The sequence below is a fragment of the Ramlibacter sp. genome (genome assembly GCF_036383835.1).
In the GTDB taxonomy this organism is placed as follows: Bacteria; Pseudomonadota; Gammaproteobacteria; order Burkholderiales; family Burkholderiaceae_C; genus Ramlibacter.
Genome location: NZ_DASVNN010000035.1, coordinates 38,677 through 55,847, shown reverse-complemented (window position 1 = coordinate 55,847; position 17,171 = coordinate 38,677). Strand labels below are relative to the sequence as shown.

At 69.4% G+C, this 17,171-nt stretch carries 14 protein-coding genes; 6 read left to right on the top strand and 8 right to left on the bottom strand.

Translation table 11 applies throughout. The features are described from left to right. Positions 1 to 110 precede the first annotated feature (110 nt). Together VF522_RS05915 and glpK are read right to left on the bottom strand one after the other, a co-directional pair. Positions 111 to 1,709 (bottom strand): glycerol-3-phosphate dehydrogenase/oxidase, encoded by a 1,599-nt coding sequence (locus tag VF522_RS05915; RefSeq protein WP_330907310.1) that lies wholly within the window; start codon positions 1,707 to 1,709, stop codon positions 111 to 113. Further along, complete coding sequence (gene glpK / locus VF522_RS05910; protein WP_330907309.1) at positions 1,706 to 3,199, bottom strand: glycerol kinase GlpK; 1,494 nt, start codon at positions 3,197 to 3,199, stop codon at positions 1,706 to 1,708. Before glpK ends, VF522_RS05915 begins: the two co-directional genes overlap by 4 nt. Before the next feature lie 220 nt (positions 3,200 to 3,419). On the opposite strand from glpK, the gene VF522_RS05905 reads away from it, so the two are divergent. Both VF522_RS05905 and proC read left to right on the top strand, forming a co-directional pair. After that, on the top strand, positions 3,420 to 4,409 hold the full coding sequence (locus VF522_RS05905; protein WP_330907308.1) for an esterase-like activity of phytase family protein: 990 nt from the start codon (positions 3,420 to 3,422) through the stop codon (positions 4,407 to 4,409). After that, positions 4,406 to 5,227, top strand: coding sequence for a pyrroline-5-carboxylate reductase (gene proC, locus VF522_RS05900; RefSeq protein WP_330907307.1), 822 nt, complete (start codon positions 4,406 to 4,408; stop codon positions 5,225 to 5,227). Before VF522_RS05905 ends, proC begins: the two co-directional genes overlap by 4 nt. Here proC and ubiA read toward each other — a convergent pair whose 3' ends face one another. Genes ubiA through recG form a run of 4 tightly spaced genes read right to left on the bottom strand, consistent with a single transcriptional unit; the run spans position 5,228 to position 10,172 of the window. Further along, the gene (gene ubiA, locus VF522_RS05895; protein ID WP_330907306.1) at positions 5,228 to 6,088 is read right to left on the bottom strand and encodes a 4-hydroxybenzoate octaprenyltransferase; all 861 of its coding nucleotides are present in this window, start codon (positions 6,086 to 6,088) and stop codon (positions 5,228 to 5,230) included. It lies immediately after the preceding gene. Continuing rightward, positions 6,085 to 7,029 (bottom strand): Dyp-type peroxidase, encoded by a 945-nt coding sequence (locus VF522_RS05890; RefSeq protein WP_330907305.1) that lies wholly within the window; start codon positions 7,027 to 7,029, stop codon positions 6,085 to 6,087. Before VF522_RS05890 ends, ubiA begins: the two co-directional genes overlap by 4 nt. After that, positions 7,026 to 7,979, bottom strand: coding sequence for a LysR substrate-binding domain-containing protein (locus VF522_RS05885; protein WP_330907304.1), 954 nt, complete (start codon positions 7,977 to 7,979; stop codon positions 7,026 to 7,028). The genes VF522_RS05890 and VF522_RS05885 overlap by 4 nt, the downstream gene beginning before the upstream one ends. A 51-nt stretch (positions 7,980 to 8,030) precedes the next feature. Next, the gene (gene recG, locus VF522_RS05880) at positions 8,031 to 10,172 is read right to left on the bottom strand and encodes an ATP-dependent DNA helicase RecG (RefSeq protein WP_330907303.1); all 2,142 of its coding nucleotides are present in this window, start codon (positions 10,170 to 10,172) and stop codon (positions 8,031 to 8,033) included. A 58-nt stretch (positions 10,173 to 10,230) separates the two neighbouring features. On the opposite strand from recG, the gene queA reads away from it, so the two are divergent. The 3 genes from queA to tgt are packed head-to-tail and all read left to right on the top strand — an operon-like array spanning position 10,231 to position 13,498. Continuing rightward, entirely contained in the window at positions 10,231 to 11,271 is a 1,041-nt protein-coding gene (gene queA / locus VF522_RS05875; protein WP_330907302.1) for a tRNA preQ1(34) S-adenosylmethionine ribosyltransferase-isomerase QueA, read from the top strand. A gap of 8 nt (positions 11,272 to 11,279) precedes the next feature. Beyond that, a complete protein-coding gene (gene hisC, locus VF522_RS05870; protein WP_330907301.1) occupies positions 11,280 to 12,344 on the top strand; it encodes a histidinol-phosphate transaminase in 1,065 nt (354 codons plus the stop codon). Next, positions 12,338 to 13,498, top strand: a complete 1,161-nt coding sequence (gene tgt, locus VF522_RS05865) for a tRNA guanosine(34) transglycosylase Tgt (protein WP_330907300.1) — start codon at positions 12,338 to 12,340, stop codon at positions 13,496 to 13,498. The genes hisC and tgt overlap by 7 nt, the downstream gene beginning before the upstream one ends. A gap of 64 nt (positions 13,499 to 13,562) precedes the next feature. On the opposite strand, the gene VF522_RS05860 is transcribed toward tgt, so the two are convergent. Both VF522_RS05860 and VF522_RS05855 read right to left on the bottom strand, forming a co-directional pair. After that, positions 13,563 to 15,500: an MFS transporter gene (locus tag VF522_RS05860; RefSeq protein WP_330907299.1), complete on the bottom strand. Its 1,938-nt coding sequence runs from the start codon at positions 15,498 to 15,500 to the stop codon at positions 13,563 to 13,565. A 13-nt stretch (positions 15,501 to 15,513) separates the two neighbouring features. After that, the gene (locus VF522_RS05855; protein ID WP_330907298.1) at positions 15,514 to 16,305 is read right to left on the bottom strand and encodes a hypothetical protein; all 792 of its coding nucleotides are present in this window, start codon (positions 16,303 to 16,305) and stop codon (positions 15,514 to 15,516) included. Positions 16,306 to 16,423: 118 nt separating this feature from the next. Between VF522_RS05855 and VF522_RS05850 the strand changes: the two genes are divergently transcribed. Then, entirely contained in the window at positions 16,424 to 17,170 is a 747-nt protein-coding gene (locus VF522_RS05850; protein ID WP_330907297.1) for a helix-turn-helix transcriptional regulator, read from the top strand. The last annotated feature ends 1 nt before the right edge of the window (position 17,171 follow it).

The window sequence follows — 17,171 nt, the reverse complement described above, 5'->3', positions numbered from 1 at the left end:
CCCCGCAGTGCCTCTTGCACTTGCCCCGGGGATTCCGAATGGGCAGAAGCTCACCTATAAAAAGGCGAGCCCGCGATTATGGCACAAGGAGTCCATTTGTCAAACGGGTCCTACGAAGGCATCCGCAAGTAACTGGCGGCGAGCTCCCGGAACTCCGCCGCCCTGGAGTCGATTCCGGTCTCGGAGCGCAGCAGTTCGCCGACCTCTGCCGCGATCGAGGCCGCGAGCTTCGCATCGAGGAACAGCAGGCGGAAGCGCCGCGCCAGCACGTCCTCCACCGTCCGTGCGTACTCATGTCGGGCAGCGAAGCGGACCATCGCCGCGGTCAGGCCGCCGCCGATGTGGTGGCGGTCGCCCTGTAGCGAGGCCACCTCGGGCGCCTCACTTCCATACAAATGGATCCCCGGGGCGGCGCTGATCGAGGTCGCGATGCCTCCCGGATCGGGCGCGCCGACCAGGCGCAAGTCAGCCGTCACTCCGGCGGGACGCCGCGCCACCAGCCGCGCGTCGAAGCATTTCTCCAGGACGTCTTCCGCCATCGCCCGGTAGGTCGTCCATTTCCCGCCGGTCACGGTGACCAGTCCCGACTTGCTGACCAGGACGGTGTGCTCCCGGCTCAGCGATTTGGTCGTCTCCCCATCGTTTCCCACGGGCTTCACCAGCGGACGCAGCCCCACCCAGAGGCTGCGGATGTCTTCCTTGCGCGGCGGACGGACGAGGTAGCGCGCGGACTCGCCGAGGATGAAATCCAGCTCCTCGCGGAAGGGCCGGGGTTCGCGCGCCAGGTCCCCGCGAGGGGTGTCCGTGGTCCCCAGGACGAGCTTGCCGAGCCAGGGGACGCCGAACAGCACGCGGCCGTCGGCGGTCTTGGGGACCATCAGCGCGTGCTGGCTCGGCAGGAAATCGCGGTCGACCACCGCATGCACGCCCTGGCTGGGCGCGACCATCGGCTTGACCGGCCGGCCGGTGGCCTGCGCGTCCTGCCGGCGCAGTTCATCCACCCACACTCCGGTGGCGTTCACCACGCAGGTGGCGCGCACGGCGTACTCGCGGCCGGTCTCGGCGTCGCGGCAGGTGAGTCCGGCGAGCTTGCCGTCGCGGTGAACCAGGCCGGTCACCGGGCAGTAGTTGACGACCAGCGCGCCTTTCGCGGCCGCGGTGCGGGCCAGGGCCAGTGCGAGGCGGGCATCGTCGAACTGCCCGTCCCAATACTTCACGCCACCCTTCAGGCCCTCGGGCCGCGCCGTGGGCAGGCAGGCAAGGGTCTCGCGCCGGCTCAGGAACTCGGTGGCGCCGAGCCCGGCGGACCCCGCCAGCGCGTCGTACATCTTGAGCCCCACGCCGTAGAACGGCATCTCCCACAGCTTGTACGAAGGCATCACGAAAGGCAGCGGCTGCGCCAGGTGCGGCGCGTTCTTCAGCAGCGTGGTGCGCTCGTGCAGGGCCTCCCGCACCAGGGCGACGTTGCCCTGCGCCAGGTAACGCACGCCGCCATGCACCAGCTTCGTGGCGCGCGACGACGTGCCCTTGGCGAAATCGTGCGACTCCAGCAGCACCACGCGCAGGCCGCGTGCCGCCGCGTCCAGCGCCACGCCCAGGCCGGTGGCGCCCCCGCCGACGATCGCGAGGTCCCAGGTGCCGCCCTGCGCCAGGCGCGCCAGCAATTCCTCCCGCCGCGTCGGCGCGGCGCGCTGCTGCGTGCCGCTCAAATCGTCCAGCCCTTGGCGCGGTTGACGGCGTCGCGCCAGCGCGCCAGCTTGGCCAGGCGCTGCGGCTCCGGCAGGCGCGGGTGGAAGCGGCGATCGACCTGCCACTGCCGCGCGATCTCCTCCGGATCGCGCCAGAAGCCGGTCGCCAGTCCCGCGAGATAGGCCGCGCCCAGGGCCGTCGTCTCCGTCACCACCGGACGCACCACCGGCACGCCCAGGAAATCCGCCTGCATCTGCATCAGCAGATTGTTGCGCGAAGCGCCGCCGTCGACCCGCAACTCGGTGAGTGCGAGGCCGGCATCGCGCGTCATCGCGGCGAACACGTCGGCGCTTTGCAACGCGATCGCTTCCAGCGCCGCCCGCGCGATGTGCGCCCGCGTGGTGCCGCGCGTCATGCCTACGATCGTGCCGCGCGCGTGCGCATCCCAGTCGGGCGTGCCCAGGCCCGCGAAGGCCGGCACCAGGTACACGTCGCCGGTGTCGTCGACCTGCTGCGCCAGCGCCTCGACCTCCTCCGCCGACTGGATCATGCCCAGGCCGTCGCGCAGCCACTGCACCGTGGCGCCGGCCATGAACACGCTGCCTTCCAGGCAGAACGCCAGGTTGGTCGGTCCGGCCGGACCGCGCCAGCCCACGGTGGTGAGCAGGCGATTGCGGCTCGGCACGCGCTGGCCGCCGGTGTTCATCAGCATGAAGCAGCCGGTGCCGTAGGTGTTCTTGGCCATGCCGGGCGACCAGCAGGTCTGACCGAACATGGCCGCCTGCTGGTCGCCCGCGATGCCGGCGATCGGCAGTTCGGCGCCCAGCACCGAAGCGTCGGTGTTGGCGACCACGGCACTCGAAGCAACCACCTGCGGCAGCACGTTCGCCGGGATGCGCATCAGCTTCAGCAGGTCCTCGTCCCAACTGCCGGTGCGCAGGTTGAACAGCATGGTGCGCGAGGCGTTGCTCGCATCGGTGACGTGCAGGCGGCCGCGCGTGAGTTTCCAGATCAGCCAGCTGTCCACGGTGCCGAAGGCGAGCTCGCCGGCGTAGGCGCGTTGCCGCGCGCCCGGCACGTTGTCCAGGAGCCATTCGAGCTTGGTGCCGGAGAAGTAGGCATCGATGATGAGGCCGGTCTTCTGCTGCACCCGCGCGGAGTGGCCGCGCGCCCGCAGCTCGTCGCAGCGGCCGGCCGTGCGGCGGTCCTGCCAGACGATGGCGTTCGCGACCGGCTCGCCGGTGGCGCGCTCCCACAGCAGCGTGGTCTCGCGCTGGTTGGTGATGCCGATGGAGGTGATGTTGTGCACCCCGCCGGCGGCCTCGATGGCCTCCTGGGCCACCGCGAGCTGCGTGGTCCAGATCTCGTTGGGGTCGTGCTCCACCCATCCCGCTTGCGGAAAGATCTGCGTGAACTCGCGCTGCGCCTGGGCGACGACCTGGCCGGACCGGTCGAAGACGATGGCGCGCGAACTCGTCGTCCCCTGGTCCAGGGCAAGAACGTATTTCATGGCCCGGCAGCGTAACGCATGGCCGAAGGGTGATGGGCGCTAGACTCCCGCTCCCATGGCCCGTTCGTCGCAGTTCCAACGCTCCCGCCGCACGTTGCTGCGAGGCGCGGGCGCCGCCTGCGTCCTGGGCGTCACCGGATGTATCTCGCGTCCCGAGGTGCAGCCGCGGGCAGATCCGCAACACCTGCGTTTGTTGGGCGAGGCCACCTTGCCCAACCGAATGCAGTTCAAGGACACCACCGTGGGCGGCCTGTCTGCGCTGGACCACGACCCCGCCAGCGGCCTCTGGGTGGCCCTCAGCGACGACCGCTCCGAGCTGCAGCCGGCGCGCTTCTACACCCTGCGCGTGGACGTGTCCGAACGCGGGCTGCGGGTGGAACCGCTGGACGTGGTCACCCTGCGGCAGGCCAATGGCCAACCCTTCCCGCCCCGCAAGAAGGGCGGCGAGGTGGTCGATCCCGAGGGACTGCGCATCCTCCCCGGCGGCCAGCGGCTGCTCTGGACCAGCGAAGGCGACGAGCGCGTCAACCAGCCGCCGGCGCTGCGCGAGGCGCGCATCGACGGCAGCCACGTGCGTGCGTTCGCGGTGCCGTCGATGCTGCAGTTCGGCCGGCCGGGCACCGGCGCGCGCGCCAACCAGACCTTCGAGGGCCTGGCGCTGACGCCCGACGCCCGGATCGCCTGGGTCGCGATGGAAACGGCCCTGCAGCAGGACGGACCGGAACCCGGCATCGGCCGCCCCGGCGGTCCCTGCCGCTTCACCGCGTTCGACGTGGCCGGCGGCCGCGCCGTGCGCCAGATCGCCTACCTCCCCGATGCGATTCCGCAGGCACCGACGATTCCCGGTGGCTACGCCGACAACGGCGTGAGCGAGATCCTGATGCGCGACGCCCACCGCATGCTGGTGCTGGAGCGCGCCTACAGCATGGGCGCGGGCAACTCGCTGCGCCTGTACGAGATCGACACGCGCGCGGGCAGCGACACGCTGGCCGTGGCCGAACTGGAACATGGAAACCACCGCGCGGCGCCCAAGCGCCTGGTCGCGGACTTCTCGCACCTGGGCCTCTCGCGCCTCGACAACACCGAAGGCATGTGCTGGGGGCCGCGCCTGGCGAACGGCCGGCGCACGCTGGTCGTCGTGAGCGACGACAACTTCAGCGCGCGGCAGGTCACCCAGTTCGCCGCTTTCGAATACCTGGAGCCGACATGAGCAAGAACACCGGCCGCATCGCCTTCATCGGCGGCGGCAACATGGCCAGCGCCATCATCGGCGGCCTGATCCGCCAGGGCCTCGCGCCCGCCGACATCGCCGTCGTCGAGCCCTTCGCCGAAGCGCGCGCCCGCCTGCGGCAGCAGTTCGGCGTGGTGGCGGACGAACACGCGGGCGCAGGCCTGGCCTCCGCGGGCCTGGTGGTCTGGGCGGTGAAGCCCCAGACCTTCAAGGATGCGGCGGCGCAGGCGAAGGCGCACGTGCACCAGGCGCTGCACCTCAGCGTGGCGGCCGGCATCCGCTCCGGCAGCATCGCGCAGTGGCTGGGGACGGAACGCATCGTGCGCTCCATGCCCAACACGCCGGCGCTGGTCGGCAAGGGGATGACGGCACTTTTTGCGCGCGCCGCCGTGAACGACGCCGACAAGCAGCGCGTCGAGCAGGTGATCGCGACGACGGGCGAGCACCTGTGGGTCGGCGAAGAGCAGCACCTCGACGCGGTGACGGCACTGTCGGGATCGGGTCCGGCGTACGTCTTCTACTTCCTCGAGGCGATGGTGCAGGCGGGCGCCGAGCTGGGGCTGTCGGCCGAGCAGGCGCGACGCCTCGCCGTCGGCACCTTCGCCGGCGCCTCCGAGCTGGCGCGTGCCTCGAGCGAGCCGCTGCAGGTGCTGCGCGCGCGCGTCACGTCCAAGGGCGGCACGACCCATGCCGCGCTCACCTCGATGGAACAGGACGGCGTGAAGGCGGAATTCGTCAAGGCCCTGCACGCCGCATGCAAGCGCGCGGAGCAACTCGGGGACGAGTTCGGCAAGTGATCAGCCGTTGAGCGCGTAGCCCGCCACCGTCCCCGCGAACAAGGTGAACCCGAACCAGTGGTTCACCCGGAAGGCCCTGAAGCAACCCTCGCGGCTGCGGTTTCGGATCAGCGTGTAATGCCACAGTGCCTGCGCCGCGGCCGCGACGGCGGTCGCGAGAATCAACGCCAGCGAGATCCGCCCGACCAGCGACAGCGCCCAGACCGAAATCGCCGCGCCGTAGCAGGCCATGATCACCGGCACGTCGGCGCGGCCCAGCGTGATCGCCGAGGTCTTGATGCCGATGCGCAGGTCGTCGTCGCGGTCCACCATCGCGTACTCGGTGTCATAGGCCAGCACCCAGAACAGGTTGCCCAGCAGCAGCACCCAGGCCAGCAGCGGCACCTCGCCCTGCACCGCCGCGAAGGCCATCGGGATGCCGAAGCTGAAGGCGATGCCCAGCACCGCCTGCGGCATCGAGACAAAGCGCTTCGCGTACGGGTACGCGATCGCGATCGCCAGCGCGGCGAAGGACCAGGCGATCGCCGCCGCATTCGTCGTGAGCACCAGCACGAAGGCGAGCAGCGCCAGCACCGCGCCGAGCACCAGGGCCTCGCGCACGGACACCGCACCGGTCGTCACCGGCCGCTGCGCGGTGCGCTTGACGTGCCGGTCGAACTCGCGATCGGCCACGTCGTTGACGCAGCAGCCCGCGCTGCGCATCAGGATCGTGCCCAGCGTGAACACCGCGACGAGATGCCAGCCCGGGAAGTGCCCCGCGGCGATCCACAGCGCGTACAGCGAAGGCCACAGCAGCAGCAGCCAACCCGCGGGGCGGTTCCAGCGGATCAGGTCGAGATAAAGGCGAAAGCGCTCTTTCACGTCAGACCGAGGCCCAGGCGGCGCAGGTCGAGCCGGCCGTCGCGCATCGGCGGGCACCAGAAGTAGGCGCCGGTCACCGGCTTCGAGATCCTGAACATCGCGTCGACGATGCCGTCGTCGTGCCCCGCCATGCGGCGCATCTGCTGCTCGAAGGCCTGGTGCGACTTGCCGAAGGCCACGAACATCAGGCCCGCCTGCATGCTCATCATCCAGGGCATGGAGCGGCGCAGCACGAAGGCCTCGGGATCGAAGCTCTCCTGCGCCGTGCGCTTCACGTGCGCCGTCTCCGGCGCGTCCTCGATCTCCTCGTTGTCCGCGAGGCGGCGGCCGAAGTGGTGGTCCCGATCCTCGTCGCCGAGCGCCTCGAAGGCATCGAGGTCGTGCAACCACTGCTGCACGGCGACATAGCTGGAGCCGTCCAGGCCCTCGCCGAGGCCGTGGGCGAAGGCGGCTTCCTCGGCCGCGTCGCCCTCGGGGTTCTCGGTGCCGTCCTCGAAGCCGGTGAGGTCGTGGCCGTGGCCGCCTTCCTTGTAGGCGTGGCGGAAGGCGTCGACCGCATGCCGCACCGCGAACACCGGCGCCAACGCCTTCTGCACCTTGCGCGTGACGTGCAGCAAGTCGCCGAGATCGGAGCCGCGCATCCAGCACCAGAGCGTGCCCGGAGTCACCGCCACCTTCACGCCTTCGCGCGAGAAGTCGGGGAATTCGTGCAGATTGGGGATCTCGGAGCCCAGCGCTTTCAGCAGCGATGGACCGATGCCGACCACGACGTCGCTGCCGTTGACCAGCGGCGTCAGGCGCGTGAGGGCCTGCTGGATGGCCGCTGCATCGGCTTTCGGATCGGCGAGCGCGAACAGCACGTAGCGCGCCACCGGCGGCACGGGTTCGATGATGCCCGGCTGGTAGGGCTTGGAAATGGAAACCTGGCTCTCTTGTCTCATGACAGTCTCGTCACGCCCGGCAGTTCGCAGGCGTAGATGGAATTGCGCAGCGCGGCGATCGCCTCGTAGCGCGTGAAGCTGCGGCGCCAGGCCAGCACCACGCGGCGGCTCGGCGGATCGCCGTCGAAGGGGATGTACTTGACGAAGGCCTGGTCGTCGCTGCGCCGCCTGGGCTTGGACGAGAACGCCTCCTTCGGAACGGACAGCCGCGGCACGAGCGTCACGCCCATGCCGGCCGCCACCATGTGCTTGATCGTCTCCAGCGACGAGCCCTCGAAGCTCTTGCGGATGCCCTCGGCATCGCTGGAGAAGCGGGCGAACTCCGGGCACACCTCCAGCACGTGGTCGCGGAAGCAGTGGCCGGTGCCGAGCAGCAGCATCGTTTCCTGCTTCAGTTCCTCGGCGCGCACCGTCTTGTGCGCGGACATCGGGTGCGTGCTCGGCACCGCCGCGAGGAAAGGCTCGTCGTACAGCGGCGCGATCGCCAGGCCCGTGTCGGGAAAGGGTTCGGCCATGATCGCGCAGTCCATCTCGCCGGTGCGCAGCATCTCCAGCAGGCGCACGGTGAAGTTCTCCTGCAGCATTAGCGGCATCTGCGGCGTGCGGGCGATCGCCTGCCGCACGAGGTCGGGCAGCAGGTAGGGACCGATGGTGTAGATCACGCCGAGCCGCAGCGGCCCGGCCAGCGGATCCTTGCCGCGCTTGGCGATCTCCTTGATCGCGGCGGCTTGCTCCAGCACGCTCTGCGCCTGCCGCACGATCTCCTCGCCCAGGGGGGTGACCGTCACCTCGTTGGCGCTGCGCTCGAACAGCTTGACCTCCAGCTCATCCTCGAGCTTCCTGATCGCGACGGAGAGGGTCGGCTGGGAGACGAAGCAGGCCTCGGCAGCCCGGCCGAAGTGCTTCTCCCTGGCGACGGCGACGATGTATTTGAGTTCTGTGAGCGTCATGGCGTCTGCGGGACATTGTCGTGGAATTGCGCCCGTCGGGCAGCGCGAACCTCAGGCCTTCAGATAGTCCTGCCGCCCACCGAGCCAGCGCGCCACGTGCTTCTCGGCGAGGGCCTGATGCCGGTCCAGCAGCAGCGGCGCGACCTCGCGCGCCCATTCCAGCAAAGCGGTGTCCAGCGTCAGGTCGGCGAAGCGCAGCAGCGGCGCGCCGGACTGGCGCGCGCCCAGGAATTCGCCGGGGCCGCGGATCTCGAGGTCGCGGCGGGCGATCTCGAAGCCGTCGCTGGTTTCGGCCATCGCCTTCAGGCGCGCCCGCGCCGTTTCGCCGAGCCGCCCGTTGTCGCCGGCCGAATAGAGCAGCACGCAGGCCGACGCCGCGGCGCCACGACCGACCCGGCCACGCAGCTGGTGCAACTGCGACAAGCCGAAGCGCTCGGCATGCTCGATCACCATCAGCGACGCGTTCGGCACGTCCACGCCGACCTCGATCACCGTCGTCGACACCAGCACGCCCATCTGCCCGCCGGTGAAGAGCGACATCACGGCCTTCTTCTCGGGCACAGGCATGCGGGAATGCAGCAGGCCCACCATCACGCCGGGCAACGCCGCGCTCAGTTGTTCGTGCGTGGCGGTGGCATTGGTGAGGTCCAGCGTCTCGCTCTCCTCGATCAGCGGACAGACCCAGTACACCTGCCGTCCTTCCGCGAGCTGGCCGCGGATGCGTTCGACCACCTCGTCGCGGCGGCTGTCGGAGATCAGCTTGGTGATCACCGGCGTGCGGCCGGGCGGCAGTTCGTCGATGGTGGAGACGTCGAGGTCCGCGTAGTAGCTCATGGCGAGGGTGCGCGGGATCGGCGTGGCGGACATCATCAGCAGGTGCGGCTCCCAGGATTCGTCATCCCCGCGAAGGCGGGGATCCAGAGCTTCCGCGCCTGAATGCTCTGCCCCCCCGCCTTGGCGGGGGTGACGGTTGTTCATCTTGCCGCGCAAGGCCAGCCGCTGCTCGACGCCGAAGCGGTGCTGTTCGTCGATGACTGCCAGCGCCAGCGACTTGAACTGCACCTGCTCCTGGATGACGGCATGCGTTCCGACCACCAGCGCCGCCTCCCCGCTGGCGACCAGCTGCAGCATCTCCTGGCGTTCCTTCTTGCGCTGGCTGCCCGTAAGCCACGCGACGCGCAGGCCGCGCGGCGCCAGCAGGGGTTCCAGCCAGCCGATCAATTTGCGGAAGTGCTGCTCGGCGAGGATCTCGGTCGGCGCCATCAGCGCGCACTGCCACCCGGCGTCGATCGCGATCGCGGCGGCCAGCGCGGCGACGATGGTCTTGCCCGAGCCGACATCGCCCTGCAGCAGGCGGTGCATGGGCCGCTCGCGCCGCATGTTGTCGGCGATCTCCTCGCCCACGCGCCGCTGCGCGCGCGTGAGCTGGAAGGGCAGCGCCGCCAGCAATTGCTCGTGCAGCCCGCCGACCTTGGGCTGCAACGCGGGGGCGCTCAGCGCATCGTGCGCGCGGCGGCTCTCCTGCTGCGACAGCTGCTGCGCGAGCAGCTCCTCCGCCTTCAGGCGCAGCCAGGCCGGGTGGCTGCGATCCTCCAGCGCGGAGAGCGAGACCTCGGGCGTCGGATGATGCAGGAACTGCAAGGCCTGGCGCAGCGTCCACGCGGTCGCCTGGCCCGGCACCGGGGGCGCATCGGCCGGCACGGTCTCGGACAGGTCGGCATGCTCCAGGCCGCCGGCCACCGCCTTGCGGAGATAGGCCTGCGGCAGGCCGGCAACGGTGGAATAGACCGGCGTGAGCGCCGTCGGCAACTCGCCCCCGGCCGCCCTGTACGTCGGATGCACCATCTGCCAGCCGAGAAATCCGCCTTTCAGCTCGCCGCGGATGCGCAGCCTGGTCCCCACCGGGAGCGCCTTCTGCTGCGAGGGATAGAAGCTGAAGAAGCGCAGCACGCAGGTGTCGCTGCCGTCGTCCACGGTCACCACCAGCTGCCGGCGCGGCCGGTACTGCACCTGCGACTCGGTGACCGTGGCCTCGATCTGCACGGTGTCGCCCTCGCGGGCATCGCGCAACGTGACGATGCGGGTCTCGTCCTCGTAGCGAAGCGGAATATGCAGCGCCAGGTCGATGTCGCGCGCCAGGCCCATCTTCCTGAGGGCTTTCTGCGGTTCCGACAACGCCTTGGTCTCTGCCATGGGACAATTCTGCCCTGCTCTTCATTACTTGGAACGGGTCCGTCCGGCCCTCAAGCGCATGCGCCACTTCACCCTGGGCGATTTCGACTTCGCCCTGCCGCCCGAACTCATCGCCCAGCATCCGGCCGCCGAACGCAGCGCCTCGCGCCTGCTCGATGGCACTGGGCCCGCGCCGGTCGACCGGATCTTCCGCGAGCTGCCCGCGCTGCTGCAGCCCGGCGACCTGCTGGTGTTCAACGACACGCAGGTGGTGAATGCCAGACTGTTCGGTGAAAAACCCACCGGCGGCAAGCTCGAATTGCTGGTCGAACGTGTGCTGGGCGACCACGAAGTCGTGGCCCACATGAAGGTGAGCAAGAAGCCACCCGTGGGCACCGAACTGCGGATGACGGGCGGCTTCACCGCCACCCTGCTGGGACGCTGGCCGGACGAAGACGGCCCGCTGTTCCGCTTTGGCTTCAGCGACGACCCCTATCGCCTGATGGAACAGCACGGCCACGTGCCGCTGCCGCCCTACATCACCCACGCCGACACGGCGGAAGACGCGCGGCGTTACCAGACGGTGTTCGCGAAGAACCCGGGCGCCGTGGCCGCGCCGACCGCCGCCCTGCACTTCGACGAACCGCTGCTGGCCGCCCTCGCGGCGCGCGGCGTGCAGCGCGCCAGCGTGACCTTGCACGTCGGCGCCGGCACCTTCCAGCCGGTGAAGACGGACAACATCGCCGAACACCGCATGCACAGCGAGTGGTACGAAGTGCCGGCGGCGACGCAGCAGGCGATCGCCGACCTGCGCGCGCGCGGGGGCCGCCTCGTGGCGGTCGGCACCACCACCGTCCGCACGCTGGAGTCCTGGGCGAAGAGCGGGAAGGCCAGCGGCGACACCGACATCTTCATCACGCCGGGTTTCCAGTTCCGGCAGGTCGACCTGCTGGTCACCAACTTCCACCTGCCCAAGTCGACGCTCCTGATGCTGGTGAGCGCCTTCACCGGCTACGAACAGATGATGGCGCTGTACCGCCACGCGGTGGAATCGCGTTACCGCTTCTTCAGCTACGGCGACGCGATGCTGCTGGCGCGCACGCGGCACACCGAGGAGTGACACGAACGATGGACAAGTACTGGAGCACCGGCATCGCCGACATCCGGCCCTACATGCCGGGCGAGCAGCCCGCGATCGCGGGGCTGGTGAAGCTCAATACCAACGAGAACCCGTTCCCTCCGTCACCCGCGGCGCTGGAGGCGATCCGGCACCACGCGAATGAGGACCTGCGGCTCTACCCCGATCCGGACAGCACCCGCCTGCGGGAGGCTTTCGCCGGGGTGCACGGTATCGCGCCCGAATGCGTGTTCGCGGGCAACAGCTCGGACGAAGTGCTCGCCCACGCCTTCCTCGGCCTGCTGAAGCACGCCAGCCCGGTCCTGTTCCCCGACATCACGTACAGCTTCTATCCGGTCTACTGCTACCTCTACGGCATCGCGTTCGAGACCGTTCCGCTCGATGCGCAGTTCGGCGTCCGCATCGGGGACTACGCGCGGGCCAACGGCGGCATCGTCCTGCCCAACCCCAACGCGCCCACCGGCCGTGCACTTGCGCGCGGCGACATTCGCAGGCTGCTCGAAAACAACCGCGAGTCCGTGGTCCTGGTGGACGAGGCCTATGTCGATTTCGGCGCGGAATCCGCGATCCCGCTGGTCGAGGAATTCCCCAACCTGCTGGTCACGCAGACGCTTTCCAAGTCGCGCAGCCTCGCAGGCCTGCGCGTCGGCTTCGCGGTCGGCCAGCCCGGCCTGCTGCAGGCACTGGAACGCGTCAAGGGCAGCTTCAATTCGTACCCCCTCGACCGTCTCGCGATCGCCGGCGGCACGGCCGCCTTGCAGGACCAGGCGCACTTCGAGCACACCCGGCGCGAAGTGATCGCCATCCGCGAGTGGCTGGCGGCGCAGCTGACGCGGCTCGGCTTCGAGGTGGTCCCGTCGCAAGCCAACTTCCTGTTCGCGGCCCACGCGTCGCACGCGGGCGAGGGCCTGCTGCGGCTGCTGCGCGAGCGCCGCATCCTCGTGCGGCACTTTGCCGCCCCGCGCATCGACCGCTTCCTGCGCATCACCATCGGAACGCGTGCGCAGTGCGAACTGCTCGTCGCCGCGCTCGAGGACATCCTCCAGACATGCTGAACTTCGAACTCCTGAAGACCGAAGGCCTCGCCCGGCGCGGCCGCCTCACCCTCAACCACGGCGTGGTGCAGACGCCGATCTTCATGCCCGTGGGCACCTACGGCACCGTCAAGGGCGTGATGCCGCGCTCGCTGGAGGAGATGGGCGCGCAGATCATCCTGGGCAACACCTTCCACCTGTGGATGCGCCCCGGCCTCGACGTGCTCCAGCAGTTCGGCGGCCTGCACCGCTTCGAGCAGTGGCACAAGCCGATCCTCACCGACTCGGGCGGCTTCCAGGTCTGGAGCCTGGGCGAGATGCGCAAGATCAGCGAGGAAGGCGTGAAGTTCGCGTCGCCCGTCAACGGCGACCGCCTCTTCCTCACGCCCGAGACGTCCATGCAGATCCAGACGGTGCTCAATTCCGACATCGTCATGCAGTTCGACGAGTGCACGCCCTACGACACCAAGGGCCACATCACCACGGAGGCGGAAGCGCGCTTCTCGATGGAACTGTCGCGCCGCTGGGCGGTGCGCTGCCAGGCGGAGTTCGCGCGGCTGGAGAACCCGAACGCGCTGTTCGGCATCGTGCAGGGCGGCATGTACGAGCACCTGCGCGAGGAGTCGCTGCATGCGCTCGTCGAGATGGACTTCCCCGGCTACGCGGTCGGCGGCGTCAGCGTCGGCGAGCCCAAGGAAGACATGCTGCGCATCATGGCGTACACGCCGCATCGGCTGCCGGCCGACAAGCCGCGCTACCTGATGGGCGTCGGCACGCCGGAAGACCTGGTCGACGGCGTCGCGCAAGGCGTCGACATGTTCGACTGCGTGATGCCCACCCGCAACGCGCGCAACGGCCACCTCTTCACGCGCTACGGTGACCTGAAGATCCGCAACGCCAAGCACCGCAGCGACGAGCGCCCGCTGGACGAGACCTGCACCTGCTACACCTGCCGCGGCACCACGAACCCGGACGGCTCGGTCAGCGGCGGCTTTTCGCGCGCCTACCTGCATCACCTCGATCGCTGCGGCGAGATGCTGGGGCCGATGCTGAACACCATCCACAACCTGCACTTCTACCTGAACCTGATGCGGGAGATCCGCGAGGCGCTGGATGCGGGGACGTTCGCGGCTTACGCGCTGGCCTTCAAGAAGGATCGCGCCCGCGGGATCTAGTGCGTCATTCCCGCGGAGGCGGGGACCCAGGGCGCCCTGGATTCCCGCCTTCGCGGGAATGACGTCACGGGGTCATGAGTGCAGCCACCCGCTGCTGCAGCGCCTCCGGCGCCACCTGTGCCGCCCCGACCGGCGCACCCACGTTCAACCCCACCTTGTTGAACACCCCGCGCCGGAACGGCCGCACCATCGCGCCCTTCTCCTCGATGCGGCTGAAGTACGAGCCCCACAGGTTGGTCAACGCCATCGGCACCACCGGCGGCGCGATGCCGTCGGCACGCGCGCGTTCCAGCACCTTCATGATCCCGCCCTTGAAGGGCTGCAGCGTTCCGTCGCGCGTGATCGCGCCCTCCGGGAAGATCGCCAGCAGATCGCCTTCGCGCAGCACCTGCGCGGCGCGCTCGAAGGCCGCCTCGTAAACCGCCGGGTCGTCCTTCTGCGGCGCGATCGGGATCGCCTTGGCCAGGCGGAACAGCCAGCCCAGCACCGGCTGCCTGAAGATGCGGTGGTCCATCACGAAGTAGATCGGCCGCGGGCTGGCCGCCATCAGCAGCACCGCGTCGACGAAGCTCACATGGTTGCACGCCAGCACCGCCGGACCGGCCACCGGGATGTGCTCCTCGCCACGCACGCGAAAGCGGTAGACGACGTGCGTCGCCACCCAGGCGGTGAAGCGGATCAGGTATTCCGGCACCAGCAGGAAGATGTAGAAGGCGACGACCGCGTTGGCGATGCCCGTGAACAGGAAGATCTGCGGGATCGTGAAGCCGGCCTTCAGCAGCGCGCCGGCGATCACGGAGCTGGCGATCATGAACAGCGCGTTGAGGATGTTGTTGGCCGCGATGATCCGCGCGCGGTGCGTGGGCTGCGCGCGCAGCTGGATGAGCGCGTACATCGGCACCGAGTAGAGCCCGGCGAAGAAGGACAGCAGCGCCAGGTCCGCCATCACGCGCCAGTGCGCCGGCTGCGCGGCGAACTGCGACAGCGTGAGCCCGGCGGCAGGCGCCAGCCCGCGCGAGGCGAAGTACAGGTCCACCGCGAACACCGTCATGCCGATCGCGCCCAGCGGCACCAGGCCGATGTCGACATGGCGGCGCGACAGGCGCTCGCACATCAGCGAGCCCGAGGCGATGCCGATGGAGAACACCACCAGCAGCAGCGAGGCGACCCGCTCGTTGCCGTGCAGCACTTCCTTGGCGAAGCTGGGGAACTGGCTGAGGAACACCGCGCCGAAGAACCACATCCAGCTGATGCCCAGCAGCGAACGGAACACGACGACGTTGGTGCGCGCCAGCTGCAGGTTGCGCCAGGTCTCGGTGAAGGGGTTCCAGTTGATCTTCAGGCCGGGATCGGTCGCGGGCGACACGGGGATCCATTGCGCGGCCAGCCGTCCGATGAGGGCGGCGGCGATGCAACCCGCGCCCACCCACTGCGGGCCGACCTGCGGGATCGCGACGACCAGGCCACCGGCGATGTTGCCCAGGAGGATGGCCACGAAGGTGCCCATCTCCACCATGCCGTTGCCGCCGGTGAGCTCGCGCTCGCCGAGGTGCTGCGGCAGGTAGGCGAACTTCACCGGCCCGAACAGCGTGGAATGCAGGCCCATGAGGAAGGTGCACGCCAGCAGCACCGGCACGTTGGCCGCGAAGAAGCCGAAGGCGGCCAGCACCATGATGCCGACCTCCAGCCACTTCACGAACAGGATCAGCCGGCGCTTGTCGAACTTGTCCGCCAGCTGCCCGCTGGTGGCGGAGAACAGCAGGAAGGGCAGGATGAACAGCGCGCCGATCGCCAGGCCGGCCATCGCCGGCTGCAGCCAGGCCACCTGCAGCTGGTAGGTGACCAGGACCGTGAAGGCGAACTTGAACAGGTTGTCGTTCGCGGCGCCCGCGAACTGCGTCCAGAAGAAGGGCGCGAAGCGGCGCTGGCGCAGCAGCGCGAACTGGTTCGGGTGGGCCTCGGCACGCGCGGCAGGCGCGCCCTCGGCGACGACGGTCTCCATCTTGCTCCTCCCGTCAGGCGACGTGCGCCGCGGATGTGTGCCGGCCATTCTGCCGGGCGGCGCGCTGCGCGACGGCGGACAGCACCGGCCAGGCGGCCAAAGCAGCCACGACGTGCTTGGCCGTGTGGCCGGAGAACAACTCCCCCGTGGCCGCATGGACCACGTGGTCGGCCACCTCGAACAGCTTGGCGAGGGCGTAGGCGGCCACCACCAGGATCCAGCGCACGTCGAGCGCGCCGGGCAGCGGCGATACGGTGACGGGCAGCAGCAGGACCAGCAGCAGCCCGCCGAACTGCACCACGGCCCAGGCGAAGACGTTGCCGGTGAACAGCCACGCCAGCACGCTGAGCGGCGCCAGCACCAGCAGCGCCGAGCCGAGCGCGATGCCGGAGCGGCCGCTGATGCGCGTGGCGGCGACCAGTCCCAGCAGGCCGGCGAAGGCGACGCTCATGGCGATGCGATCCAGCGCGAGTCCCGGATCGTCGGCACGCAGGTGGTACCAGGACGAGCCCAGGGTCGTGACGAGCAGGCCGGCGAAGAACAGGCCGGCGCAGAAGCGCTGCGCGCCGTCGACCGCCTCCCGCGGCAGGCGCGCCAGCTGGAACAGGCCCAGCGCGCCCATCAGCGCAAACGGCAGGTTGGACAGCACGTCCAGCGCGCAGGGAATGCCCCACAGCGCGCGCTGGTCCGCATAGTCGTGGATGTGCGCCGGCTGCGCGATGTGCGGCCCGGCGAGGGCCGCGATCAGCAGCACCGCACAGGCGAGTCCCAGGAGCATCTCGTTCCGGGTGAGGTTCGTTCGCATCGTTTCTCCTTCTCCGTGACAACGAGGCGCAGTCTCTGCCGCACGCTGCCGGATGGTCGCGCGATTTCGGCTACATTGCCATCCTGTCAGTCCATCGGTACAGGAATACGCTACTTCCATGAGCACCACCGCCGACCTGGTCGCCGCCCTGAAGAAGGAACTGAAGTCCGCGCAGATGACGTATGCCGACCTCGCGCAGGGCCTCGGCATGGCCGAATCCAGCGTCAAGCGCATGCTGGCCAAGGGCGACATGGCGCTCTCGCGCATCGACGCGATCTGTCGCGTGCTGAAGCTCGATTTCGGCGAGCTGGCCCGGCGCGTGGCCGACGCGCAGCCGCTGCTCAAGGAGCTGACGCAGGAGCAGGAGAAGGTGGTGGTGGCCGACAAGAAGCTGCTGCTCTGCGCGATCTGCGTGCTCTCCGGCTGGACGCTGGAGCAGATCACCGGCGAATACCGGCTCGGCGAAGCGGAGTGCATCAAGTACTTCGCCCAGCTCGATCGCATCGGCATCATCGAGCTGCGGCCCATGAACCGCTACCGCCTGAAGCTCGCCAAGACCTTCCGCTGGCGCCCGCACGGGCCGGTGATGCACTACTTCCGCGAGCAGGCGGTGCTGGACTACTTCAGCGGCGGCTTCGACGGCCCGGCCGAAGGCTTGCTGCTGGTGCACGGCTCGGTGAGCCGCGCGATCGCCCCGTCGTTCCTGGATCGCCTGCAGCGCGTCGCGCAGGACTTCTCGCAGCAGCACCAGGCCGACCAGAAGCTGGCGGACAAGGATCGCCAGGGCTACACGCTGGTGCTGGGGATGCGCAGCTGGGAGCTGGCGGCATTCACGCAGCTGCGAAGACTGTCATCCCGGGCTTGAC

What these genes read in the sequence shown, in the direction of transcription:
- glpK (WP_330907309.1), bottom strand. Translation starts at nt 3,199, where the DNA reads ATGAAATACGTTCTTGCCCTGGACCAGGGGACGACGAGTTCGCGCGCC.
- VF522_RS05905 (WP_330907308.1), top strand. Translation starts at nt 3,420, where the DNA reads ATGCAGTTCAAGGACACCACCGTGGGCGGCCTGTCTGCGCTGGACCAC.
- proC (WP_330907307.1), top strand. Translation starts at nt 4,406, where the DNA reads ATGAGCAAGAACACCGGCCGCATCGCCTTCATCGGCGGCGGCAACATG.
- VF522_RS05890 (WP_330907305.1), bottom strand. Translation starts at nt 7,029, where the DNA reads ATGAGACAAGAGAGCCAGGTTTCCATTTCCAAGCCCTACCAGCCGGGC.
- VF522_RS05885 (WP_330907304.1), bottom strand. Translation starts at nt 7,979, where the DNA reads ATGACGCTCACAGAACTCAAATACATCGTCGCCGTCGCCAGGGAGAAG.
- recG (WP_330907303.1), bottom strand. Translation starts at nt 10,172, where the DNA reads ATGGCAGAGACCAAGGCGTTGTCGGAACCGCAGAAAGCCCTCAGGAAG.
- queA (WP_330907302.1), top strand. Translation starts at nt 10,231, where the DNA reads ATGCGCCACTTCACCCTGGGCGATTTCGACTTCGCCCTGCCGCCCGAA.
- hisC (WP_330907301.1), top strand. Translation starts at nt 11,280, where the DNA reads ATGGACAAGTACTGGAGCACCGGCATCGCCGACATCCGGCCCTACATG.
- tgt (WP_330907300.1), top strand. Translation starts at nt 12,338, where the DNA reads ATGCTGAACTTCGAACTCCTGAAGACCGAAGGCCTCGCCCGGCGCGGC.
- VF522_RS05860 (WP_330907299.1), bottom strand. Translation starts at nt 15,500, where the DNA reads ATGGAGACCGTCGTCGCCGAGGGCGCGCCTGCCGCGCGTGCCGAGGCC.
- VF522_RS05855 (WP_330907298.1), bottom strand. Translation starts at nt 16,305, where the DNA reads ATGCGAACGAACCTCACCCGGAACGAGATGCTCCTGGGACTCGCCTGT.
- VF522_RS05850 (WP_330907297.1), top strand. Translation starts at nt 16,424, where the DNA reads ATGAGCACCACCGCCGACCTGGTCGCCGCCCTGAAGAAGGAACTGAAG.